The 22,001-nt window shown below is 61.5% G+C and carries 23 protein-coding genes; 6 read left to right on the top strand and 17 right to left on the bottom strand.

Features of this window, described 5'->3' with window-relative positions:
• Positions 1 to 771, bottom strand: a complete 771-nt coding sequence (gene gloB / locus HYP802_RS0120880; RefSeq protein ID WP_013949677.1) for a hydroxyacylglutathione hydrolase — start codon at positions 769 to 771, stop codon at positions 1 to 3.
• Positions 772 to 926: 155 nt separating this feature from the next.
• Between gloB and HYP802_RS0120875 the strand changes: the two genes are divergently transcribed.
• Entirely contained in the window at positions 927 to 1,673 is a 747-nt protein-coding gene (locus HYP802_RS0120875; protein ID WP_013949676.1) for a class I SAM-dependent methyltransferase, read from the top strand.
• Here HYP802_RS0120875 and metW read toward each other — a convergent pair.
• The gene (gene metW, locus HYP802_RS0120870; protein WP_013949675.1) at positions 1,666 to 2,340 is read right to left on the bottom strand and encodes a methionine biosynthesis protein MetW; all 675 of its coding nucleotides are present in this window, start codon (positions 2,338 to 2,340) and stop codon (positions 1,666 to 1,668) included. The two genes, HYP802_RS0120875 and metW, sit on opposite strands and share 8 nt — an antisense overlap.
• Positions 2,337 to 3,542, bottom strand: a complete 1,206-nt coding sequence (locus HYP802_RS0120865; RefSeq protein ID WP_013949674.1) for a homoserine O-acetyltransferase — start codon at positions 3,540 to 3,542, stop codon at positions 2,337 to 2,339. The genes metW and HYP802_RS0120865 overlap by 4 nt, the downstream gene beginning before the upstream one ends.
• A 149-nt stretch (positions 3,543 to 3,691) precedes the next feature.
• Here HYP802_RS0120865 and hisC point away from each other — a divergent pair, with 149 nt between their 5' ends.
• Complete coding sequence (hisC, locus tag HYP802_RS0120860; protein ID WP_013949673.1) at positions 3,692 to 4,795, top strand: histidinol-phosphate transaminase; 1,104 nt, start codon at positions 3,692 to 3,694, stop codon at positions 4,793 to 4,795.
• Positions 4,796 to 4,824: 29 nt separating this feature from the next.
• Positions 4,825 to 5,751, top strand: coding sequence for a prephenate/arogenate dehydrogenase family protein (locus HYP802_RS0120855; protein WP_035576379.1), 927 nt, complete (start codon positions 4,825 to 4,827; stop codon positions 5,749 to 5,751).
• A gap of 24 nt (positions 5,752 to 5,775) precedes the next feature.
• Here the strand turns inward: HYP802_RS0120855 and HYP802_RS0120850 are convergent, their stop codons facing one another.
• The 8 genes from HYP802_RS0120850 to ftsE form a co-directional block, all read right to left on the bottom strand.
• Positions 5,776 to 6,198, bottom strand: coding sequence for a hypothetical protein (locus HYP802_RS0120850; RefSeq protein WP_013949671.1), 423 nt, complete (start codon positions 6,196 to 6,198; stop codon positions 5,776 to 5,778).
• Between the two features lie 283 nt (positions 6,199 to 6,481).
• Positions 6,482 to 8,854 carry an adenosylcobalamin-dependent ribonucleoside-diphosphate reductase gene (locus tag HYP802_RS0120845; protein WP_024276460.1) on the bottom strand — a complete coding sequence of 791 codons (2,373 nt, stop codon included), beginning with the start codon at positions 8,852 to 8,854 and terminating at the stop codon, positions 6,482 to 6,484.
• Positions 8,855 to 9,015: 161 nt separating this feature from the next.
• Complete coding sequence (locus HYP802_RS0120840) at positions 9,016 to 9,234, bottom strand: hypothetical protein (RefSeq protein ID WP_013949669.1); 219 nt, start codon at positions 9,232 to 9,234, stop codon at positions 9,016 to 9,018.
• Positions 9,235 to 9,434: 200 nt separating this feature from the next.
• The gene (locus HYP802_RS0120835) at positions 9,435 to 9,737 is read right to left on the bottom strand and encodes a hypothetical protein (protein ID WP_013949667.1); all 303 of its coding nucleotides are present in this window, start codon (positions 9,735 to 9,737) and stop codon (positions 9,435 to 9,437) included.
• 148 nt (positions 9,738 to 9,885) lie between these two features.
• Positions 9,886 to 10,686 (bottom strand): lysophospholipid acyltransferase family protein, encoded by an 801-nt coding sequence (locus HYP802_RS0120830; RefSeq protein ID WP_013949666.1) that lies wholly within the window; start codon positions 10,684 to 10,686, stop codon positions 9,886 to 9,888.
• Positions 10,679 to 11,323: a YdcF family protein gene (locus HYP802_RS0120825; protein WP_013949665.1), complete on the bottom strand. Its 645-nt coding sequence runs from the start codon at positions 11,321 to 11,323 to the stop codon at positions 10,679 to 10,681. The genes HYP802_RS0120830 and HYP802_RS0120825 overlap by 8 nt, the downstream gene beginning before the upstream one ends.
• 164 nt (positions 11,324 to 11,487) lie before the next feature.
• The gene (locus HYP802_RS0120820; protein WP_013949664.1) at positions 11,488 to 12,594 is read right to left on the bottom strand and encodes an ABC transporter permease; all 1,107 of its coding nucleotides are present in this window, start codon (positions 12,592 to 12,594) and stop codon (positions 11,488 to 11,490) included.
• Complete coding sequence (gene ftsE, locus HYP802_RS0120815; protein WP_013949663.1) at positions 12,578 to 13,234, bottom strand: cell division ATP-binding protein FtsE; 657 nt, start codon at positions 13,232 to 13,234, stop codon at positions 12,578 to 12,580. The genes HYP802_RS0120820 and ftsE overlap by 17 nt, the downstream gene beginning before the upstream one ends.
• Positions 13,235 to 13,400: 166 nt before the next feature.
• On the opposite strand from ftsE, the gene hpt reads away from it, so the two are divergent.
• Entirely contained in the window at positions 13,401 to 13,943 is a 543-nt protein-coding gene (hpt, locus tag HYP802_RS0120810) for a hypoxanthine phosphoribosyltransferase (RefSeq protein ID WP_029671142.1), read from the top strand.
• 38 nt (positions 13,944 to 13,981) lie between these two features.
• Positions 13,982 to 14,344: a response regulator gene (locus HYP802_RS0120805; protein WP_013949661.1), complete on the top strand. Its 363-nt coding sequence runs from the start codon at positions 13,982 to 13,984 to the stop codon at positions 14,342 to 14,344.
• On the opposite strand, the gene HYP802_RS0120800 is transcribed toward HYP802_RS0120805, so the two are convergent.
• The 5 genes from HYP802_RS0120800 to mobA all read right to left on the bottom strand — a co-directional run bounded on the left by HYP802_RS0120800 (position 14,313) and on the right by mobA (position 19,194).
• Complete coding sequence (locus HYP802_RS0120800; protein WP_024276459.1) at positions 14,313 to 15,875, bottom strand: hypothetical protein; 1,563 nt, start codon at positions 15,873 to 15,875, stop codon at positions 14,313 to 14,315. The genes HYP802_RS0120805 and HYP802_RS0120800 overlap by 32 nt on opposite strands.
• Positions 15,872 to 16,621, bottom strand: coding sequence for an ABC transporter ATP-binding protein (locus tag HYP802_RS0120795; RefSeq protein ID WP_013949659.1), 750 nt, complete (start codon positions 16,619 to 16,621; stop codon positions 15,872 to 15,874). Before HYP802_RS0120795 ends, HYP802_RS0120800 begins: the two co-directional genes overlap by 4 nt.
• 114 nt (positions 16,622 to 16,735) lie before the next feature.
• The gene (gene moaA, locus HYP802_RS0120790; RefSeq protein WP_024276458.1) at positions 16,736 to 17,761 is read right to left on the bottom strand and encodes a GTP 3',8-cyclase MoaA; all 1,026 of its coding nucleotides are present in this window, start codon (positions 17,759 to 17,761) and stop codon (positions 16,736 to 16,738) included.
• A 243-nt stretch (positions 17,762 to 18,004) separates the two neighbouring features.
• A complete protein-coding gene (gene mobB / locus HYP802_RS0120780) occupies positions 18,005 to 18,565 on the bottom strand; it encodes a molybdopterin-guanine dinucleotide biosynthesis protein B (RefSeq protein WP_013949657.1) in 561 nt (186 codons plus the stop codon).
• A complete protein-coding gene (gene mobA, locus HYP802_RS0120775; RefSeq protein ID WP_024276457.1) occupies positions 18,562 to 19,194 on the bottom strand; it encodes a molybdenum cofactor guanylyltransferase MobA in 633 nt (210 codons plus the stop codon). The genes mobB and mobA overlap by 4 nt, the downstream gene beginning before the upstream one ends.
• 153 nt (positions 19,195 to 19,347) lie before the next feature.
• On the opposite strand from mobA, the gene HYP802_RS0120770 reads away from it, so the two are divergent.
• Entirely contained in the window at positions 19,348 to 20,898 is a 1,551-nt protein-coding gene (locus tag HYP802_RS0120770) for a P-loop NTPase (RefSeq protein WP_024276456.1), read from the top strand.
• A gap of 54 nt (positions 20,899 to 20,952) precedes the next feature.
• On the opposite strand, the gene HYP802_RS0120765 is transcribed toward HYP802_RS0120770, so the two are convergent.
• Entirely contained in the window at positions 20,953 to 21,969 is a 1,017-nt protein-coding gene (locus HYP802_RS0120765; protein WP_013949654.1) for a trypsin-like peptidase domain-containing protein, read from the bottom strand.
• Positions 21,970 to 22,001 lie beyond the last annotated feature (32 nt).

Genomic DNA, 22,001 nt, shown 5'->3' with positions numbered 1-22,001 from the left:
CTAGGCCTTATTTTTCAACTGCCGGATGCGCGAGAAAACCTCCCAGTCGGGAGCACCGAGCATTCCGAGCCGCGCCTGAATTGGGCGCGATTGCGGCCTGAGGAATGGGTTCGTTGCCATTTCGAGCCCGATTGTCGTGGGCAGCGTCGGCTTGCCACTTGCGCGCAAGGCTTCGACTTCCGCCGCTCTGACTTTTAGTGCCTCGTTTTCCGGTTCGATCGTCAGCGCAAAGCGGGCATTGTTCAGCGTGTACTCGTGCCCACAGTAGATGTTGGTATCGCCGGGAAGGGCTGCAATTTTCGACAGCGATTCCCACATCATCCTCGGGTCGCCCTCGAAGATCTTGCCGCAACCGAGCGAGAACAGCGTGTCGCCGGTAAAGACAATTCCGTCGTTGGGGAAATAGTAGGTGATGTGGCCGAGCGTATGCCCAGGCGTTTCGAGCACTTGGATCGGATGACCGGCGAAAGACAATTCGCTTTTCGCAGCGACGCCTTGCGTCAAGCCCGGAATTCGGTCGGACTCGGCCTCCGGCCCCGTGACGGGCATGCCGTAGAAAGCTTTCAGCTCTTCGATGCCGCCTGTGTGGTCGGTATGATGATGCGTGATGTAGAGGTGATTGAGCCGCCAGCCGCGCTCAGCCAATGCGGCTTTGACGGCAGCCGCGCTCGGCGCGTCGATTGCTGCTGTTTCACCGGTTTCCGGCTCATGCAGAATGACGCAGTAATTGTCCGTGAGACACGGCAGAAGAACGATATCAAGGGCTCCCATGGCGGGGGACTTTGGTTGGCTCGGCACGCCCTGTCAAACGCAGCGAAACGACGCAGTGAAAATCCGTTTGTTGCGTGTCCGGACTGTCTCTCGATGGTCGGATCGTCTAGAGAGGGTCCGATGCTCAGATTTGATCGAATTACTTAAGCGCCAAGATGCCTCTCGACGCCAAAACCTTGAGAGATTTCTACCGGACCCCGCTCGGGCGGGTCGCCCGGCGCCAGCTGACCTTGGCCATCCGGGAAAGATGGAAACGGGTTAACGGCCTCGCGATCGCGGGCGCCGGCTTTGCATCGCCGTTTCTCGGCACGTTTCGCACCGAAGCCCAGAGCCTTGCCTGCCTGATGCCCGCGCGCCAGGGCGCCATCGTATGGCCGCGCTCGGGCCATTGTCATTCGGTGCTCGTCGGCGACAACCAGTGGCCGCTCCCTGATAATTCGATTGATCGGTTGCTGGCGGTCCATTGCCTGGAGCAATCAGAACGGCCCGGCCCGCTGCTGCGGGAAATCTGGCGGGTGCTGAAGCCGGACGGCCGCGCGCTGTTCGTCGTCCCCAACCGCCGCGGACTTTGGTCGCGGATGGACCGTACGCCCTTCGGTTACGGACTGCCGTTCAGCCGTGGCCAGCTCGAAACGCAATTGACGGATGCGCTCTTTACGCCTGTCGATTGGGGGGAATCGCTCTACTTCCCGCCGGTCAACCAACGCCTGATGCTACGCATGGCGCCTGCGCTGGAGCGCTTCGGCCCGAGTATGTCCATCGGCGTTGCCGGCGTCATACTGGTTGAAGCGACGAAAGAAGTGATGGCGCCCGTCGGCAGCGGCAAACGCGTCGTCACCCAACCTGCGATCCTGAAGCCGGCCGATACGCGAACGACCGCCGGTATTCGCCCTTTCAGGTGAGGGTCGTCGCGGCGGCTTCGGGCTTGGAACCACGCAACAGGAACACGGCCTTTTCCCCGAACAGGTTCTGCATTGACAGCGACCAACGGATCGGAAGCCGCGCACCATAAGCGTTGAAGGCAACGGCCTGCTCGACATCAGCGTTCACTAACGCACAGAGATCGGCAAAATCGCGGATCGTACACAGATGCGCATTTGGCGTCAGATACCAGGCGTCCGGCAGATTGTCGTTGACGGGCATGCGGCCGGTGAACAGCAGCTTCGTGCGCACCTGCCAGTGCCCGAAATTCGGGAACGACACGATGGCCCGCCGACCGATGCGCAGCAGATTTTCGAGCACCGTCTTCGGTTGCCGCGTCGCCTGGATCGTCAGCGAAAGAATGGCGTAGTCGAACGCCTGATCCGGATAGTTGTCGAGATCGCGGTCGGCGTCGCCCTGGATGACGGAAAGTCCGCGCGCAACGCAGGCATTGACCTTGTCGCGCTGCAATTCCACGCCACGACCGTCGACGCCTTTGCGCTCGGTCAGAAGCTGCAAAAGTTCGCCGTCTCCGCAGCCCACATCGAGCACGCGCGAGCCCGCTTCGACCATCTCGGTAATGAGAACGTGGTCGAGGCGCGGTGTTTTCGAGGCGCCGACGATTTTGCCGAGATCCGGGGCATTCATCGCGACACCTCTTTCGGCGCGCTAAGGCCGCGCTTTACCGCGGCGGCATTGAGAAAACCGCGGATCGTCGCGAAGAACGTCGGCTCTTCGAGCAGGAACGCGTCATGTCCCTTATCGCTCTCGATTTCGACGAACGACACGTTGGCGGCAACGGCGTTTAAGGCTTGCACGATCTCGCGGCTTTCCTTCGTCGGGTAAAGCCAGTCGGATGTGAACGAGACGACGCAAAAGCGCGTTTTGGTGCCGCGAAACGCATTCGCCAAGGTGCCACCCGCGCTTTCGCGCATATCGAAATAGTCCATCGCGCGCGTGATGTAGAGATAGCTGTTGGCGTCGAAGCGATCGACGAACGTCGAGCCCTGATGCCGCAAATAGCTCTCGACCTGGAAATCGGCGCTGAACGAAAACGTTTTCTCCGAGCGGTCTTGCAGAGAGCGGCCGAACTTGCGGTGCAAGGCCTCTTCCGAAAGATACGTAATATGCGCCGCCATGCGCGCGACCGCGAGGCCGTTCTTCGGCACCGTGCCCGAGGCGTAATAGTTGCCGCCCTTCCATTCCGGGTCCGCCATCACGGCCTGCCGCCCGACCTCATGGAACGCGATGTTCTGCGACGAGTGCCAGGCGGCCGTTGCGATAGGCGCAGCTGCGAACACGCGATCCTTGTACCGCGACGCCCATTCCAGCACCTGCATGCCGCCCATCGAGCCGCCGATAACGGCAAAGAGCTGATCGATGCCCAGAGAGTCGATGAGCCGCGCCTGAGCCTCCACCATGTCGCCGATGGTGATGACCGGAAAGTTCAAGCCATAGGGCTCGCCGGTTTTGGGATTGATCGAGGCCGGGCCGGTCGAGCCCATGCAGCCGCCGAGAATGTTTGAGCAGATGACGAAGAACCGGTTTGTGTCGATCGGCTTGCCAGGCCCGACAAGCGATTCCCACCAGCCGGGCTTGCCCGTGATCGGATGCTTGCTTGCGACGTACTGGTCGGCCGTCAGCGCGTGGCAGAGCAGAATGGCATTCGATTTTGCGGCGTTGAGTTCGCCGTAAGTCTCATATGCAATTGAAAACGGGGCTAAATCTTGCTGACACGCCAGCCGCAACGGCGCGCTCGCGTCAAAGCGCGCGACCGGGCTCGAAGGCGAATGCACCTCCGAATAGCGCCGCGCAGCCGGAGCGATGAGATCTGGTGGAGCTGCGGTCATGGCTGCGAAAGAAGTCCCAGTGTTAAGGGCGTCGAAAGCGGTCTGGCTGAGCGGCCGATAAAGTCAACTTTAAACTTTGATTTCAAGTGGTGAAGCCCCTATCAATGCGCCCGAAATCCCCAGTTTCGGTCAACAATTTGAGATCTTATATGGTGGCGACTGCTCCAATTGCACGTTCGGGCATACTCGATATCGCAGCCTACGTGCCGGGCGAAAGCAAGGTACCGGGCGGCCTGACCCCTGCCAAACTGTCGTCCAACGAGACGCCGCTCGGACCGAGCCCCGCCGCGATCGAGGCGTTCAAGGCCGCTGCCGGCGAACTGGAGCGTTATCCCGACGGTCAGGCAACCCGCCTGCGCGAAGCCATCGCACGCCGCTACGGCCTCGATATGGCACGCATCGTCTGCGGATCAGGGTCTGATGAGCTGCTGGGTCTTTTGGCGCGCGGCTACCTGGGCCCCGGCGACGAGGCGATTTACACCGCCCACGGATTTCTCGTCTATCGCATCGCCATTCTGACCAACGGCGCGACGCCCGTCGTCGTGCCCGAGCGCGACCTGAAAACCGACGTCGACGCCATTCTCGCCGCCGTCACGCCCAAGACGCGCATGGTCTTCCTCGCCAATCCGAACAATCCGACCGGAACCTACATTCCGATCGAAGAGGTGCGCCGACTGCGCGCTGGGCTGCGCGGCGACATCGTACTCGTGCTTGACGCGGCCTACAGCGAATACGTCAGCCGCAACGACTACGAGGCTGGTATCGAACTTGTCGCGACCACCCCGAACACGGTGATGACGCGCACGTTCTCGAAAATTTATGGTCTCGCGGCGCTACGCATTGGCTGGGCTTATTGTCCGCCGGAAATCGCCGACGTGCTTAATCGCATCCGCGGCCCCTTCAATCTGTCGTCGCCCGCCATTGCAGCAGGCGCCGTCGCGATCGAAGACGTCGCACACATGGAGCGCGCCAAGCACCACAACGACGTCTGGCTACCATGGGTCGAAGGCGAGTTGAGAAAGCTCGGCCTCACCGTCACGCCGAGCGTCGCCAACTTCGTGCTGATGCATTTCCCCGAAGGCAGCGACAAGACCGCGGCAGGCGCCGACGAATTCTTGAAATCGCAAGGCGTCATCGTCCGCAAGGTGGGCGCCTACGGTTTCCCGAATGCGCTCCGCATGACGATCGGCTCAGAGAGCGACAACAAACGCGCTGTCGATGCGCTCGCGCACTACATGAAGGGCGCTGCCTGATGGCCTCCGGAGACAGTGAGACAAAGCCGATGTTCAAGCGCCTGGCGCTCATCGGTATCGGGTTGATCGGCTCCTCCATCAGCCACTCTGCGCGCCGTGCCGGGCTCGTAGGAGAGATCGTCTGCAGCGCGCTAACGCCTGAAGAACGCGAGCGGGCAGAGGTGCTGGGCCTTGTTACGAAGGCTTACGCCGATCCCGTTGAGGCCGTCAGAGGTGCCGATCTCGTCATTCTGTGTACGCCGGTCGGCGCCTTCAAGACTGTCGCCGAGGCGATCGGTCCGCACCTGGAGAAGGGCGCGATCGTCTCAGACGTTGGCTCGGTCAAAGGCGCGGCTATGCGTGACATCGCGCCGAGCATGCCCGATGGCGTGCATTTCATCGCCGGCCATCCGATTGCAGGAACCGAGCAGTCGGGTCCAGACGCGGGCTTTGCCGAACTGTTCGACGGTCGCTGGTGTATCCTGACCCCCGGCCCGGATGCCGACCCGGCCGCGCTCGCAAAGCTTGAAACGTTCTGGCGCAAGCTTGGCTCTAATGTCGAGCTGATGACGCCCGAGCACCACGATATGGTGCTGGCGATCACCAGTCACGTGCCGCACCTCATCGCCTACAACATCGTCAATACGGCAGCACATCTGGAGCGCGTGACGGACAGCGAGGTCATCAAGTTCTCGGCGGCCGGTTTCCGTGACTTCACGCGCATTGCCGCATCGGATCCGGTGATGTGGCGCGACGTCTTTTTGAACAACAAAGAGGCTGTGCTCGAGATGCTCGGCCGCTTTTCGGAAGACCTCGTTGCGCTTCAGCGTGCAATCCGTTTCGGCGATGGGCCGACGCTGGAGAAGACATTCGCCAACGCCCGTGCCATTCGCCGCGGTATCATTCAGGCTGGCCAGGATACGGCGCAGCCCGATTTCGGTAGAAATGCAGCGCGCACCGGCAAGGGATCGGCTTGAGGCCGACCCAAGCGTAATCGTGGCTTACGCCGAGTGCGGCGTGTTCATGAATTGCGCGGTGATGAGATCGGCTTCGACGGCCGCCGCTTCCTGATTGGACGACGCGAGCAGATGCACGTGGACCTCATCGGCGCCGAGCGCTGCCGCATGCTGACGGATCTCGGCCAGGTTCTCCGATGGGCAGTTGTTCGACAACCGGCCGATGGCGAGAACGGCGCGCGTCGAACGATCATTGCGGCGCACGAGGATGTAGTTGGCGTCTTCGAGCGTCGGGCAATCGAACAAGCTGTAGACCGTGTGGACGTAGCGCTTGCCTGACGCGCCGGTCCAGAAGTGGAACCGCGGCGGCTGCTCCGGATACGTCCCGCTGATGCTCACCTGCTGCGCTTCGTCACCGCTCTGACGACGCGCCCGGAAATCGGCAAGCTGAATAATTTCGGCACTCATTACGCATGACCCCTGATCGGCGACTGTCGCCGAATATTGCTCTTGAGACCGTGATACCCCGCATCCCCGTGAAAAATGGTGAACTTTGGTTCGAAAATTTGACGTGCTCGCCCTGATCGCGCCTCGATGGTCAATGAGGTGTTGAGAACAGGAAGAATTGCAAACACTCTGCCTGAGCAGAGAGACGTTTCGCGCGCAATTCTGAATAGGCGTTAGCGAATACGCAGCGCGCCATTCCGGTGCGCGCGAAAAAGTCGTTCCGACATCGTTAATTCTGACGGCTTTAGCCGCAGCGCGAATAATCGCAATTCGTGCACGTCCAGCAGCCCTCGATATGATGGAGGGCGCGCTCGCCGCACTTCGGGCAAATCCGTGCCACCGCCACCTGTGATGCCGTGCCGTCACGCGCCGCTGTCTGCGGGCCGCCGCCCAATCGTTCGATGGCCGCAACGGGTAGGTGCATAGGTTTGGCGTCGCTGCCTTCGGCATCTTCGCGCGTGAGGAAACCGATGTGCAGCATATGCTGTTCGATGACGTTACCGATGGCGGCCAGCAGGCTAGGCACGTAGCGGCCACCCATCCAGCGCCCGCCTTCGGGATCGAACACCGCCTTTAACTCTTCAGCAACGAACGAAACATCGCCGCCGCGGCGGAATACGGCGCTGACCATGCGCGTCAGCGCCACCGTCCAGGCGTAGTGTTCGAGGTTCTTCGTATTGATGAAGATCTCGAACGGCCGTCGTCGTCCGTCGCGAACGATATCGTTGATCGTGACGTAGAGCGCATGCGCGCTCGCCGGCCATTTGATCTTGTACGTTATGCCTTCGAGCGCTGCGTCGCGTTCGAGTGGCTTCGTCATATAGACGACGTCGCCGAATTTCGCCGGGTCTTCCGAAGCACCGACGCTGGAGGTCGGCGCGGGTTTCGCATCGTTTGCCCCTTCCGCTTTGGACAGCACCGCGCCCGTGACTGCATTCGGCCGATAGGTCGTGCAACCCTTGAGGCCAAGCGCAAACGCTTCCGCATAGATATCCCGGAAGTCTTCGAAGGATATGGCTTCAGGCGTGTTGATCGTCTTCGAGATGGCGCTGTCGACGTAGGGCTGCATCGCTGCCTGCATCGCCACGTGTTCGGCGGGCGACAATGTTTCAGCCGTCACGAACGCATGCGTCAGTGGCGCATTCTCGCCGAACTGGGCGCGGAACTTCCGGTAAGCGTAATCCTCGACGGTTTCTTCGCTCGCCGTCGCCCCATCGCCGAGGATGCGCCGCTGGTAGACGAAATCGAACACCGGTTCGATGCCGCTCGAAACATTGCCCGCGAGCAGCGAGATCGTGCCGGTCGGCGCGATCGAAGTCAGGCAGCCGTTGCGGATGCCGTTGGTCGCAATCGCCGCGCGCACATCCTTGCCGAGACGCTCGACATTGGGCCGCGCGAGAAAAGCGCTGGCGTCGTACAGCGGAAACGCGCCTTTCTCAGCGGCCAGCGCTGCACTGGCGCGATAGGCGGCATTCTGGATAATCGCCATCCATTCGGCCGCCTTCTCGCGAGCAGCCAAGCTGCCATACGAAAGGCCGAGGAAGATCAGCGCATCTGCAAGCCCCGTGATGCCGAGGCCGATGCGCCGTTTCGCGCGCGCCTCTTGCGCCTGGGCTTCGAGCGGATAGCGCGAGATGTCGATAACGTTGTCGAGAAAGCGAACGGCGGTTGCAACGCGCGCTTCGAGCTTTTGGCGATCGACGCGCGCGTCCGGCGAGAATGGTTTCTCCACGAAACGGGCAAGATTGATCGAACCGAGAAGGCAGGCCCCATAAGGTGGCAGCGGCTGCTCACCGCACGGGTTCGTCGCCGAGATTGTCTCGCAATAGGCAAGATTGTTGGCCGCGTTTATCCGGTCGATGAAAATGACGCCGGGCTCTGCGTAATCATACGTCGCCCGCATGATCTTGTCCCAAAGGCCCTTGGCGTCGATCGTCTTGTAGACCTTGCCTTCGAAAACGAGTTCCCAAGGCGAGCCGCGTTTCACGGCCTCCATGAAGGCATCGGTCACGAGAACCGAAAGATTGAAATTCCTGAGCCGCAGCGGATCGGATTTCGCTGCGACGAAAGCTTCGATATCGGGATGATCGCAGCGCAGTGTCGCCATCATCGCGCCGCGGCGCTGGCCCGCCGACATGATCGTGCGGCACATGGCGTCCCAGACGTCCATAAAGCTGACCGGTCCCGACGCATCTGCGCCGATGCTTTTGACGGTCGCGCCGCTGGGGCGAAGCGTCGAGAAATCATGCCCGATGCCGCCACCGGCCTGCATCGTCAGCGCGGCTTCTTTAACGCTTTCGAAAATGCCGGAAAGATCGTCAGGGATTGCGCCGAGAACGAAGCAATTGAAGAGCGTAACGTTGCGGTCCGTACCGGCCCCGGCCAGGATGCGACCGGCCGGCTGAAAGCCGAAATCGGCCATCGCATCGTAAAAGGCAGCGCCCCACTTCGCTTGCGTGGCGCTGTCGGCTTCCGCCGATGCTGCAGCCTTGGCTACGCGCCGGAAGGTGTCTTCGATCGTCTCATCGCCAGCCGCTGTCGGCGACCCGGCAAAGCGATACTTGCGCCGCCAAATGGCGTCGGAAATCGCGGGCAGAGCTGATAAAATCGCAGACATCGGGGACACCGGGATATAGGCGTTGCCAACCAATCTTCAATGCGTGTTCACTATATGTTCCCGGGTTCGCCAAGTCAATCGCTCAAATAAAATAACCGCGGCCGACGACAGCCGCGGTCCCATCTTTGGAATCGTTGCGCGCCCAAAGAGGCGAGCCGACCTTAGTCCTTCATCTTGCGGTAGACGATGGCGCCGACGCTGATGAGCAAGGCGACAGCCGTGAGGCTAGCCGGCCCATCGATCTCGGGCGCAGGAGCCGGACCACCGCCTCCCTCGCCACCGCCGCCAAAGCACCACGGACCAATGCAGAAGGCGAACGCGCTGTTAGCCCAGAGCATCGCGACAGCAAACGTCGCGAGAGCTGCTTTGATTTTCAACATACGCACTCCTCAAAATAAAACTCCCCGCCAGACCATTAGAAAGCATTTGCTTCCAATTGTAATGGTTAGCGGAAAAACAATTGGTCGTATGGTAAGCACCGCCTTCGATGGGCCTGGAATTTGCGGTCAACGGCAATTGAAAAAGCCCGCCGATCTGGCGGGCTTTGCGGCGAACGTTTATCTCGGGAAGGCTGATCGCCTCAAAGTTTGCAGAGCGTCGCTTCGCCGTAGCACGAATAGCCGATCGCCTCCGAGTTGCACTTATAGTGGCGGGGACCGAACGAATATCCCGGCGTGCCGTTGCCCGAAACCCAGGTGAAGTAAATGTTCCAGTCGGTCGCTTGCAGAAGCGCGGCATCGACCTGGAAATGTGCAAGCCCTTCCGTGAGCGCAACGCCCTGGGCGGCTTTCTTGAAACACTGCTTGGCTTCGGCCGGAGCGGCGGCCATAGCGACGCCTCCGACGGCAAGAATGGCCCACATCAACCGGGCGGAAGTACGCATTGGATGGCTCCATGATTGCTGAAACGATCAGACGTAAGATCGTGCCACAGCGATGAGAACGCCGTGCATAACAAATCGCAACCACACCGACGATTTTCACCGCGTTGCGGCATCGGCACATCAGGCGGTTGGATAAAATGTGGAAAACCTATGCGGCTTGAGCCGGATTCTGCGTCTTCGCCAGGGGCGGCGGCGAGGGACTGCGTGCCGCTTCCTCAATAAGTCGCATGCTCGCGGTTTCGATGGCCGTCTCGATCTTTTTGCGAAACTCTGCGCGTGGTAATCCCGGCGGCAGTGGCGGCAGGAATTCCACGACAATGGTGCCCGGATAGCGCCAAAGACTGCGGCGCGGCCAGAACAGCCCGGAATTGAGCGCCAGGGGCACGGTGACGACGCCGAGCGCTTCATAAAGAGCTACGTAGCCGGGCTTATAGTCGGGCGCCGCACCCGGAATGGTCCGCGTCCCCTCCGGGAAAATCACGACCTCGCGGCCGATGCTGATCCTCTGCCGGGCGTCCCGGATCAGGGCTTTGAGCGCCGCCGAGGCTTTCTCGCGCTTGACCAGGATGTGCTCGAACTTGATGCAAAACCAGCCGTAGAATGGAATCCATTTCAACTCGTCTTTCAGCACGATCGCCGGATCACGAAAGAGCGAGATGAGCCCGAATGTGTCCCATGCCGATTGGTGCTTTGAAATGACGAGGCAGCCCGTCTTCGGCAGATTTTCGTGTCCACGAACTTCGAGTTTGGTGCCGCAGATGAGGCGCAGCAGCCAGACGCAGGTGCGGCCGTGAACTTCGAGACCTTTCATCGCCCATGGCCGTGGCCCGATGAGCAGCCACGAGCCAAGCACGAGATAGAGCGCCGTCACGATGTAGAACACGACGAAATAGATCAGCGATCTGATGATAACCAAAGCGCCAGGCCCGGCTGCTACTGAATTAGCCATCGGCGCGCTTATCCGGCATAATCGCAACAGACCGCCCGTCGCTCCAGTTCATGATCCTCTGCGCCGTAAGGCGGGCGACGGCGGGGAGAAATTTCAAATATTCCGAAATGAGCACGCGCGTGGTGGTCGGATGCAGCCACCAGGCGGTTTCCGGGAACCGCCGCGGCGTTACCGCATAGGGAAGCAGCGTCACGCCCGGCATGGCGAGCGCCAGCTCGGCGAGACTACGGGGCATGTGGTAGCGTGACGTCACGATGATCAATCTCGTATAGCCGTTCGAGTTGGCCCAGGTTCGGGTTTCGTCAGCGTTGCCGACCGTGTCGAGCGCTTCATAGCCGAGATCGACGCAACAATTGAAGATCTGCTTATCGATGCCGAGCAGCCTCTGCATCTCTTCGCGACTGACCTTGCGGTTGACGCCGGAAATCAGCATCCGCTTGGCGCGGCCCTCGCTCATGAGCTTGGCGCCGGCCTCGATGCGATTGTCCCCGCCCGTCAGCACCACGATGCCGTCGGCCTTGTCCCAGCCCGTTGCGTCGTCGCGTGTCACGGAAACCGCAAACAGCACGAACCCGAACACGAGCGCAGCCGTGCCGAGCGCCAGCATCAAAACGAAGGCCTTAGAAATCCTTGTCATGGTTGGAATGTTGGTTCGATCTCGCGCGCCGGACTGCTGCTTGCCAAGGCGTCGGACTCTAGCCGATTTCGGACCGGATAGGCAGCCGTCTCCTCCGGCTGAGCCTGACGCTGTGCCAAGCAAATCACGGTAGTTCCCCCTGCAGATGTCTTATCGGACGGCGGCTAGTGCTTGCCGTTCAGGATGCGATAGACGCCGACGCGCGACGTCACCATGCATAGCCCCGCAATGGTGACGACGACAAACCCCAAAATGACGTAACCGAGCGCGTCGAGCGCGCCGGTCCCCATCAGCCTCTGCATCTCGACGGCGCTGACGGCTCCCCCGCCGAGCAGCTCCGTGATGGCCGGCATGCTCATGAAGACAAGCATGGCGAAGGCCGCCCCAACGATGCCGGCCTTGATGCCGAGACGCAGGAAGTGCTTCTCGAATTCGCGGGCAATGAACTTGTCGGTGGCGCCGACGAAGTGCAGCACTTCGACGATTTCTCGGTTGGACGCCATGGCGCTGCGCGTTGCCGAAACGATGATCGCCGTCGTCGCTGCGCCGACAAGCGCCAGAATTGCCAGGCCGCCGAGCGCAAACGACCGCGTCACGGCCCGGATCTGTTGCTGCCAACGGCGATGGTCGTCGAGCGATGCGCCCTTGAAAGTCTTACCAAGGTCGTCGCTGACCTGGCGTAGATCGGGCGGATCGGTGCGGTCGATCTCAACGGCGATCAGCCGCGGCACCGGCAACGCCTTGAGCGCATCCGAAGAGCCGAGCCAAGGCTGCAGCAGCGCCGCTGACTGATCGAGGCTCAAGGGATTGACATTGGCGATCCCGCGCTGCTTGCGCAGGAAGGTAACGACGTCGGAAACCGTTCGGTCGATATTGCCGGTCTCTTGCGGCACAACTTGCACGGTTACCTCGCTCGCGATGTCGCTGAGCCAAGCGTCGGACGATTCCTTGATCATCCAGACGGCACCCGCGGTGAGACAGGCGAGAAAACACATGATCGCAATGACGAGCGTCAGCGAGCGTCCCGTGACCGAGCCGGGCGGGACGACAGGCGCCGTGACCTTCATTTTGCGTCCACGGTCGCGATCGCGGGACGGCGGCTTGAGATCGTGCGGCGTGTCTTCCGGAGTGACTGTGCGATCGGCATGGAAAGCCGGATAGCCGCCCGTATGTGCGGGCAGCCCCGTCACCGGTTCGTCATAAGGATCGTAGCCCGGCAGCGGCATCGCTGGGTCGGCCCGTCCGGTGAAGCGGCTAGATGATCCGGACATGACCCTTATGCACCTCGATACGCGGCGCCTTGAACTGCCGCATGAGCTGATGATCGTGCGTCGCAATGACGACGGAGGTTCCAAGCCGGTTGAGCTCGACGAACAGCCGCAGCAGACGTCGCGCCATTTGCGGGTCGACGTTGCCCGTCGGCTCGTCCGCCAGCAGCACCTCGGGCTTGCCGATGACGGCCCGCGCGATAGCGGCCCGCTGTTTCTCGCCGCCTGACAGCACGGACGGGTTTGCATACATCCTGTCGCCGAGGCCCACCCACTGCAAAAGGTCCGTCACATCTTCCCGGTAGTCGGAGGGTTTCTTACCGATCACCTGCAGCGGCAACGCGACGTTCTCCCACACCGTCAAATGGTCTAAGAGGCGGAAATCCTGGAAAACGATGCCGATACGCCGCCGCATCTCGGCGCGCATCTGCGACTTCACCCGGGTGACGTCCTCGCTGAACATGCGCAGCTCGCCGCGCGTTGGATGCAACGACATAAACATCAGGCGCAGGAGAGAGGTCTTTCCCGCTCCCGATTCACCATGCAGAAAGTGGAAGGATCCGGGCCGCAGATGAAACGTCACATCTGACAGCACCTCTGGCCCGCCCTCGTATTTCAGTCCGACATTCGTCAAGCGAATCAAGAGGTACTCGCCTTGATAGTGGATATTTTGGGCTCTTTACGGGTCCCCGCGTCTATAGACACCTCGAAGACACAATTATCAATCGATTACGATTGTGGCGCGGTCGTGTACACAGGAACCTTTCCGGTCAGTGGACCCCGGCCGCCGCGAGTTGCAGGATAACGACATGCGCGATTTAGACATCTCTCCGACCATCGAAACGATCTTTTCAGCCGAGGATATTCAGGTCCGCCTGCGCGTGCTCGCCGCCGAGATCGCGGCCAAACAGCCGGAAAATCTGTTGGTCGTTCCTATCCTCAAGGGCAGTTTCGTTTTCGCCGCCGATCTGATCCGGGCGCTCCACGCTGCCGGGCTGGCGCCTGAGGTCGATTTCTTGACGCTGTCCAGTTATCGCAAAAGCCGGGTTTCCTCCGGCCAGGTCTCCATCCTGCGCGACCTCGACCTCGACGTTGAGAACCGCCACGTCATCCTGATCGATGATGTGCTCGATTCCGGCCGCACACTCGCTTTCGCGAAGGATTTGATCGCCGCCCGAGGCGCCAATCTCATTCAAACCTGCGTTTTGCTCGACAAGAAGGCCCCTCGCGCCGTATCGATCGAGCCGGACTATTGCGCTTTTGAATGTCCCGACGTGTTCGTGGTCGGGTACGGCATGGACGTCGCGCATCGCTATCGTGAGCTGCCTTTCGTCGGCCGCATTGTCGACTAGGGCTACGCGCACCTGGTTCGGGAGAGGGAAGGGGCGGCATGGCAACGATCCTGCTTGCTGACGACGATGCGGCTGTGCGGGATCTCGTTCGCCGCGCGCTGACGTCCGAAGGTCATAAGGTGCAAGTCACGCAAGACGGTCTGGAGGCGCTCGATATTCTCGGAACCTCGGCGTCGGGCATCGATATCCTGATCTCCGACGTCGATATGCCTCAGCTCGATGGCATATCGCTGGCCGAACAGGCATTGGCGCTGAAACCGAGCCTTGCCATCGTCCTGATGTCTGGCTTCTCCGATCAGCTGGAACGCGCCGCACGCCTGCGCGCACGCAAGCTGCTGTCGATCACGAAGCCGTTCACGCTCGATCAGATCAAGCAGATTGTCCGGACGGTCCTGAGCTGAGAAGTCTGTCGCCCTGCGGCTTGATCAGTCGCGTCAGCCAAAGTGTCGCCAGCGCGAGCATAACAAACGCCAGGGCGAACCACGACGAAGCCGCAGCAAGGCCCGCGGCCGCCGCCCAGAACACCGACGAAAACGCTTCCGAAAACGTCGCGATCTTGGTTGCCGTCTGACGGCGGCGGAACTGGGCGCGCCGCGCCGCGCTCTTGAACCAGAGCTGGATGACGATGGCCGAAACGCTGGCTGCCGTGATGGCTGCGGCCGTTGCAACGGCGCCAGATAGCGACAGATACGCCATGCCGACAACGAACGGCACCGCGACGCAGCCGATGACGAGGAGGACCGCTTCGATTTTGGCGCGGATCGCCGTGGTCGAAATAACTGGCGCTGTCGCGATGAGGTCAGGCGCGTCTTCGCCCGAGATGGTCAGCCACGCGAGGCCACCTGAGAGCTGACCGAACGCCATGACCAGGACCGGCGCCAGAATGACCGCACCATGCGTGTCTGTGCCCATGTCGCGCCAAAGAAGAAGCGCGGGAGGGATGAGATAGAGGACCTGCATCAGCGTCTGTGATAGCAGCCACGGATCGCGCGCCAGCAGAATGAGTTCCTTGCGCCGAAGCGCGCTGACGCTCGAAGCTGCGGGGAATGATTTGCCGTTCGATCGGCGTTCGCTCTGTTGCGTGCTGTCGCCTGAAGCTGCAATCGCGTTCGCGCTGAATTGCGGCGAGAAAACAATGATGACGAGCGCCAGGAATGCGACCCCCGCCGCGATGGTAGCAATCGCAGCGTTGACGTCTCCGAGCGCGGCCCTGGCGGGCATCCAGATGAGATTGTCGAGCGCGGGAGCGGCGCGGCTCACGGCCTCGGAGTTCAACACAGAGAAGCGCGATAACCGGCCGTAGGCGAAAACAGCCGCCGCCTGCAAGCCGATCAAAAGCGTCGCGCCGACGACCGCTGCAATGATCTGCGCGATGAAGCGCGTCTTTTGCGCTCCTGCAACTCGAAAAAGGCCGAGCGTGACGAGCACGGCGAGGCCTGTCGCGAAAGCGCTCAATCCGGCGATCACGGCATAAGCCGAAAGCCACCGCGGACCGTCGATCCAGGCGGCAACGTTGATCGCAGGCGCAATCATCGCTGCCGTCATGATCGCACCGGTGATCGCGATGGAACAGATGCGCACAGCAAACAGGTTTCGCGACGATGCGGGCGACGACAAAATAAGATCGAGATCGGAGCGCGCATAAAATGCTCGCGTCACCTGCTCGACCGCCTGCGACAGCGTCATCGAAAACGTCAATAGGATCGACGCCGTCAGCGTAATGAGCGTGCCCTTGCTGGCGAGATCGGCATCCGCGAGCACACGCGACAGAACGATATAAGCAAGTCCATGCAAGGCCGCGATGATAACGGCGACGCCGGCAAGCAGCGTGCGTTCGCGCCGGGTCCGGCCTCCTGCGAGCATCTGCGCGATGTCCCGCCACGCCAACCTGAATTCGTGGCGTGCGAACCATGAGACGCTTGCGACGGTCATGCGGCTGCGCTCTCGTCGGCGACGAGCGTCAGGAAAATATCTTCTAGGTTGCTGTCTTGGCGCCCGGCGCGCGCCCGCAACTCATCGAGTGTTCCTTCCGCGACGAGACGGCCGCGCGCGATCACGCCGATCCGTTCGGCCATGCGCTCGGCGACTTCGAGGATGTGCGTCGTCATCACGACGGTCGCGCCGTTGGCAACATGCTCTTTGAGCACGGTCTTGACCCTGCGCGCCGAGCCCGCATCGAGCCCAGTCAACGGTTCGTCAAGAATGATCAGGCTCGGCTCGTGAATGAGTGCGCCTGCAAGCGCCACCTTCTGGCGCATGCCTTTCGAAAGCCCCTGGCAGCGCGTGCGTGCCTGCGTTTCAAGATCCAAGAGGTCGATGAGATGCTCGGCGCGGTCGGCTGCCTTGGCTTCGTCCATGCCCCAGAGCCCGGCGATGAATTCGAGATATTCGATCGGGTCGAGCTTGTCGTAGACCAGCGGCTCGTCCGGCACCCAGGCGGTGACGGCTTTCGCCGCGACCGGATCGTTGAGTGCGTCGAGGCCGAGGATCTCGATCGACCCGCCATCCGGCCGCAGCAGTCCCGCCACCATGCGCAGCGTCGTCGTCTTGCCGGCGCCATTGGGGCCGAGCAGGGCGTAGAATTCGCCGCGCCTGATGGAAAGGGAAAGGTCGTCGACCGCCTTATGCGTGAATGACTTGGTCAAACCGCGGATTTCGAGTGCAGCAGCTTCGCTCATCGTCGACACGCACAACTTTAACGATCGGTAAAACCGGACCTACCGCTTTGGACGCTAAAGCAATGTGATTGAGTAAGAGTGAAGGCAGACCGGGGCGCGGCGACGCAGCCGGACCTAGCCGCCCGTGACGCTCATATGCCGGCTGACGGCGGGCTGCTTCGTGCGCCGGTCGATGATGAAATCATGACCGCGCGGTTTGCGCGAGATCGCTTCGACAATCGCCGCGTCAAGCAGGGTATCGTCAGAAGAAGCCCGTAGCGGTGCTCGGAGATCGGCGTCGTCTTCCTGACCGAGGCACATGTAAAGTTGGCCTGTGCACGTCAGGCGCACGCGATTGCAGCTTTCGCAGAAATTGTGCGTCAGCGGCGTAATGAAGCCCAGACGGCCGCCGGTTTCCTTCACCGTCACGTAACGCGCCGGGCCGCCAGTGCGATACGGGTTGTCTTCGAGCGTCAGCCGGTCCATGAGCCGTGCGCGGACGATCGACAGCGGCAGATACTGATGCGTGCGGTCTTCGCCGATGTCGCCGAGCGGCATCGTCTCGATCAGCGTCAGGTCGGCGCCGCGGCCATGCGCAAAGCGAATGAGGTCTTCGATCTCATTCTCATTGATGCCCTTCAGCGCCACGGCGTTGAACTTCACCTGAATACCTGCGGCCTCCGCCGCATCGACACCGCGCAGCACCGTCGAAAGATCGCCCCAACGCGTGACCGTCCTGAACTTCTCAGGGTCGAGCGTGTCGAGTGAAACGTTGATCCGGCGGACGCCAGCGGAATAAAGATCGGTGGCATGCTTTTCGAGTTGGCTGCCATTCGTCGTCAGCGTCAGCTCATCGAGCGCACCGCTTTCGAGATGGCGGCCGAGCGACCGGAACAGCCACAAGATGTTGCGCCGCACAAGCGGTTCGCCGCCGGTAATCCGAAGCTTACGTACGCCGCGCCGGACGAAGGCCGCGCAAACCCGGTCGAGCTCTTCGAGCGACAGCAGATCCTTCTTTGGAAGGAATGTCATATGCTCGGTCATGCAATAGACGCAGCGGAAATCGCAGCGGTCTGTCACCGAGACGCGCAAATACTCGATCGACCGGCCAAAGGGGTCGACGAGCGGCGTTTCGGAGTTCTGGGCGGTTGCGCCCTGCATGAACATTCTCCCGTATAGGCCTTGAATTCGTATATCGTGCCTGAGCCCGTCAAGGACAAGCGAAGCTCTCGCGTCACATTTTCCTGTATTGTAGAAAAAAATCGGCTGAGGGGAGGAAAAATCGATGAAAAGTCCGGCGGGTTATTTCGTATTGGGGGCGGTTGTGGCCTCGGTATTTTGGCTCATTGCCTTGACGGTGCTGGGAGACCAGCTCCTCAACGTCTTTTCCCACTTCAGCGGCCACTAGGCGAGCTGGCGGACGGGGTTGAACGGCCCCACGGTCCTGACGATCAGGGCCGCGATATTATCGATATCGTTAAGATCGAACACCGGCTTGCCGTGCGCATCGACCTCGTGATCCGCCGCAATGGCAACGACCAATGGATCGGTCGTCGATAACAGCTTTTCGGCCGCGACCGCCGCCCTGCGAACCTCGATTTTAGGGATGTGCGCCGACTTGTAGCCCTCGACCAGGATAATGTCCGCCGGACGCAGCCGCGCGGCAATTTCTTCGAGCGTCGGCTCGCCCGCCCGGTCGATTTCCTCGATGAAAGCCACGCGCGAGCCCGAGACGATCGCGGTTTCAGCAGCACCTGCTGAACGATGCCGTTCGGTGTCGCTCCCCGGTGCGTCGATATCGAATTTGTGGTGTGTGTGCTTGATCGTTGCCACCCGCAGCCCTTCGCCGGAAAAATGCGTGGCGAGCTTTTCGATCAGCGTTGTCTTGCCGGAATTTGACCAGCCGGCAATCCCGAACAGCGGCAGAGTGGCGTGCGAGAGAAAGGCTTTGCCCAAAACGGTCATCCTTTTTTTTGCGCGAGCACACGGGCAGCATCGAGATCATCACGAGTATTGACGTTGAAGAACGGATCGATCTCATCGCCATCACTGTCGCGCATCGGAAAGGTCACTGCAACAGCATCGAGATCGGCCGCCAGCCGGTTGACGCTCAACGCCCGCCGGGCAAGGGCATTGGCTACGTCAGACCGTCTTTTCAGGGGCCATAGCCCGATAGTCGGATGACGCCGCCCCGCCGATTCAGCAATTGCAACGCTCTGGTCCTCACCACGGGCCGCGTCGAGGCGGGTGACGAGGTCGTCGGGCAGGAACGGGACGTCCGATGACACGGTCGCGATTAGGGTAAAGCCTGGCGCATGCGCCTTGGCCCAATCCATGGCCGCAAGGATGCCGCTCAACGGCCCAAGCTCCGGGCTTTCGCTATCCGTGATCGTTTCGACCCCGAAGTCGGCGAATCGCTGCGCATCGCCATTGATGCTCAAGACCAGCCGCCCGACCTGCGGCCGAAACCGCGAAATCACGCGCGCAAGAATGGATTTCCCGTCAATCTCGGCAAGCGTCTTGTCGCCGCCGCCGAAGCGCCGCGACTGTCCGCCAGCCAGGATGACGCCAAGAATGTGATCACTCGCCACCATGCGACACGATTAGGCTGGCTTCGCAGGCACCGCAACCCGCCGAATTCCGGGCTTTGCTTGCAATCAGACGCGCGAGGCGCTTCCCACCGGCCGCGGCGCGACTTATATCGCCCAGATAAAATGCGCCGGCTTTGGCGCCTCCGGGAGACGCTCATGCCAGTCGATAAGACACAGGTGCTCAATGCCCTGCGTCGGGTCAAAGGCCCAGACCTTGAAAGCAACATCGTGGACCTCGGCCTCGTGTCCGAGATCTTCATCAAGGACGATCATCCGTATTTTTCGATCACGATTCCGGCGAGCCGCGCGGAAGAGCTGGAACAGCTACGCCTTGCTGCCGAGAAGGTCGTCTCGGAGATCGGCGGCGTCTCGGGCGTCACCGCCGTCCTGACCGCTGATGCCCCCGCTGGCCAATCGAAGGATACGCGCGTCGCTGGCGGTCCTGTGAAGGCCGTTTCCGGTCCGCGGCCCGAGCATCCCCGCGTGCAGGCGGCGCGTGCGAAAGGTGCAACAGGCGATGGCGCCGGCCCACGCCAAGCCGCAGCCGCGGCTCAGCCCGCTGCCAAGGCACAAGCCATTCCGGGCGTGAAGCACGTCATCGCGGTCGCCTCCGGCAAGGGTGGCGTTGGCAAATCGACGGTCGCCGTCAATCTCGCGCTCGGGCTGCAGGCGATTGGTTTGAAAGTAGGCATCGTCGACGCCGATATCTACGGTCCATCGCAACCGCGCCTGCTTGGCATCACTGGCAAGCCCAAGGTCGCAAACGGCAAGACCATCACGCCGCTCGAAGGCTGGGGCCTGAAAGTCATGTCGATGGGCTTCCTCGTTGACGAAGGCACCCCTGTCGTCTGGCGCGGACCTATGGTCGTGTCGGCGTTGAGCCAGATGCTGCGCGAAACCGATTGGGCCGGCACGACCGGCGATCTTGATGTGCTCATCATCGACATGCCGCCTGGCACCGGCGACGTGCAATTGACGATCTCACAAAGCGTGCCGCTGTCTGGCGCCGTTGTCGTTTCCACGCCGCAGGACCTGGCGTTGATCGACGCCCGCAAGGGCATCGCCATGTTCAAGCGCGTCGAAGTGCCGATCCTCGGCATCGTCGAGAATATGAGCTACTTCCTCTGCCCGAAGTGCGGCGAGCGGTCCGACGTCTTCGGCCACGGCGGCGCACACGACGAGGCAAAGAAGCTCGGTGTCCCGTTCCTCGGTGAAGTGCCCCTGCATATGGAAATCCGCGAGACGTCCGACAGCGGCAAGCCCGTCACGGTCGCCGCGCCGGAAAGCCAATACGCAGCGATTTTCCGTGACATCGCCGCACGCACATGGAGCGAGGTCGAGCGCGCCAAAGGTACGCTGACGCCGCCGCCCGTGCTCGAAATTATCGATGGTGGTAAGGTGTTGAAAGCCGCCTTCCCGGACGGCCGCACGTTCGAATTGCCCGCCGAATTCCTTCGCGTCGTCAGCCCGTCGGCGGAAGTGCAGGGCCATTCGCCGTCGCAGCGCATCACCGTGCCGCGCAAAAAGAACGTCAAGCTCACCGGCATGAACGCCGTCGGGAACTACGCGACGCGCCTCGCCTTCGATGATGGCCACAACACGGGCCTTTATACGTGGGGCTATCTCCACCTGATCGGCCGCGAGAAGGACCAGCGCTGGGGCCAATACCTCGAAGAACTCTCCGCCAAAGGCCTGACGCGGGAATAAGTAATGCGCAGGCGGCCGGCTCGACGAAGGAGAGTCGCCTGCGCCAACTAAAAACTAATCCCGCTCCTCCGGAACGATCGCGTACTCCAGCTTCTCGCCGGAGCGAAGCACCGTCGCGATCACTTTCTGATTGATGTGCTTCGCGTCAAGCACGCGCGACACGTCATCGACACCCGCAATCGCGACGCCGTCGAGCGCAATCATGATATCGCCCGCCTTCAGCCCCGCGGCGTCTGCGGGTCCATTCGCCTGAACGCTGCGAATGCCGATGGCGCCCGCTTGCGTCAGATGCAGCGCGTGACGAATGCGCTGTGGCAGCACGACATGTTCTGCGACGATGCCCATCACGCCCCGCCGCACGCGACCGTGACTGAGGATCTGCGTCAGCACATATTCGGCCGTGTTCGACGCAACGGCGAAGCAAAGCCCCTGCGCGCCCATGATCGTCGCGGTGTTGATGCCGATCACATGGCCCGACGAATTGACGAGCGGGCCACCGGAGTTGCCAGGGTTCAGCGCCGCATCCGTCTGGATGACGTCGTCGATCAAGCGGCCATTCTCGGCACGCAGCGATCGTCCGACTGCACTGATGATGCCAGCCGTCACCGTCGATTGAAAACCGAGCGGATTGCCGATTGCAATCGCGATCTGACCCGGACGCAGCTTCTTGGAATCCGCGAGCTTTGCGAACTTCAATCGTTCCGTCGTCTCGGCCCGCAGAACGGCGATATCCGTATCGGGATCGCGCCCGACGAGGCGCGCACCGAAATGCTGACCATCGCCCTGCGCGAGCGTGATCGATTGTGCGCCGTCGATGACGTGATTGTTCGTGAGGATGAGCCCGTCGGGCGAAACGATGACGCCGCTGCCGGAGCCCTGTCCGCTACGTCCGCCGCGCGTGCTTTTCACTTGCACGTGGACGACGGCAGGCGACACCGCATCGACGACGTCGACGACCGCGTTGCTGTAGGCATCCATGAGCGCTGTGTCATCGCGGGCCACGCTTTCGGCCTGCGCGGGTTGGCGCTCGACGCCAGAGTCATCGAAGACTCGGAAAATGGTGTGTTCCATGATGCACCTGATGAGGATGAAGTCGCGGATAA

The sequence above is a fragment of the Hyphomicrobium sp. 802 genome, assembly GCF_000526135.1.
GTDB lineage: Bacteria > Pseudomonadota > Alphaproteobacteria > Rhizobiales > Hyphomicrobiaceae > Hyphomicrobium_B.
The sequence above is the reverse complement of the archived record's forward strand: the minus strand, read 5'-3'. Positions and strand labels throughout refer to the sequence as shown.

Coding starts and splice junctions, on each gene's coding strand:
- gloB (WP_013949677.1), bottom strand. CDS start 771: ATGGGAGCCCTTGATATCGTTCTTCTGCCGTGTCTCACGGACAATTAC.
- HYP802_RS0120875 (WP_013949676.1), top strand. CDS start 927: ATGCCTCTCGACGCCAAAACCTTGAGAGATTTCTACCGGACCCCGCTC.
- metW (WP_013949675.1), bottom strand. CDS start 2,340: ATGAATGCCCCGGATCTCGGCAAAATCGTCGGCGCCTCGAAAACACCG.
- HYP802_RS0120865 (WP_013949674.1), bottom strand. CDS start 3,542: ATGACCGCAGCTCCACCAGATCTCATCGCTCCGGCTGCGCGGCGCTAT.
- hisC (WP_013949673.1), top strand. CDS start 3,692: ATGGTGGCGACTGCTCCAATTGCACGTTCGGGCATACTCGATATCGCA.
- HYP802_RS0120855 (WP_035576379.1), top strand. CDS start 4,825: ATGTTCAAGCGCCTGGCGCTCATCGGTATCGGGTTGATCGGCTCCTCC.
- HYP802_RS0120850 (WP_013949671.1), bottom strand. CDS start 6,198: ATGAGTGCCGAAATTATTCAGCTTGCCGATTTCCGGGCGCGTCGTCAG.
- HYP802_RS0120845 (WP_024276460.1), bottom strand. CDS start 8,854: ATGTCTGCGATTTTATCAGCTCTGCCCGCGATTTCCGACGCCATTTGG.
- HYP802_RS0120840 (WP_013949669.1), bottom strand. CDS start 9,234: ATGTTGAAAATCAAAGCAGCTCTCGCGACGTTTGCTGTCGCGATGCTC.
- HYP802_RS0120835 (WP_013949667.1), bottom strand. CDS start 9,737: ATGCGTACTTCCGCCCGGTTGATGTGGGCCATTCTTGCCGTCGGAGGC.
- HYP802_RS0120830 (WP_013949666.1), bottom strand. CDS start 10,686: ATGGCTAATTCAGTAGCAGCCGGGCCTGGCGCTTTGGTTATCATCAGA.
- HYP802_RS0120825 (WP_013949665.1), bottom strand. CDS start 11,323: ATGACAAGGATTTCTAAGGCCTTCGTTTTGATGCTGGCGCTCGGCACG.
- HYP802_RS0120820 (WP_013949664.1), bottom strand. CDS start 12,594: ATGTCCGGATCATCTAGCCGCTTCACCGGACGGGCCGACCCAGCGATG.
- hpt (WP_029671142.1), top strand. CDS start 13,401: ATGCGCGATTTAGACATCTCTCCGACCATCGAAACGATCTTTTCAGCC.
- HYP802_RS0120805 (WP_013949661.1), top strand. CDS start 13,982: ATGGCAACGATCCTGCTTGCTGACGACGATGCGGCTGTGCGGGATCTC.
- HYP802_RS0120800 (WP_024276459.1), bottom strand. CDS start 15,875: ATGACCGTCGCAAGCGTCTCATGGTTCGCACGCCACGAATTCAGGTTG.
- HYP802_RS0120795 (WP_013949659.1), bottom strand. CDS start 16,621: ATGAGCGAAGCTGCTGCACTCGAAATCCGCGGTTTGACCAAGTCATTC.
- moaA (WP_024276458.1), bottom strand. CDS start 17,761: ATGCAGGGCGCAACCGCCCAGAACTCCGAAACGCCGCTCGTCGACCCC.
- mobB (WP_013949657.1), bottom strand. CDS start 18,565: ATGACCGTTTTGGGCAAAGCCTTTCTCTCGCACGCCACTCTGCCGCTG.
- mobA (WP_024276457.1), bottom strand. CDS start 19,194: ATGGTGGCGAGTGATCACATTCTTGGCGTCATCCTGGCTGGCGGACAG.
- HYP802_RS0120770 (WP_024276456.1), top strand. CDS start 19,348: ATGCCAGTCGATAAGACACAGGTGCTCAATGCCCTGCGTCGGGTCAAA.
- HYP802_RS0120765 (WP_013949654.1), bottom strand. CDS start 21,969: ATGGAACACACCATTTTCCGAGTCTTCGATGACTCTGGCGTCGAGCGC.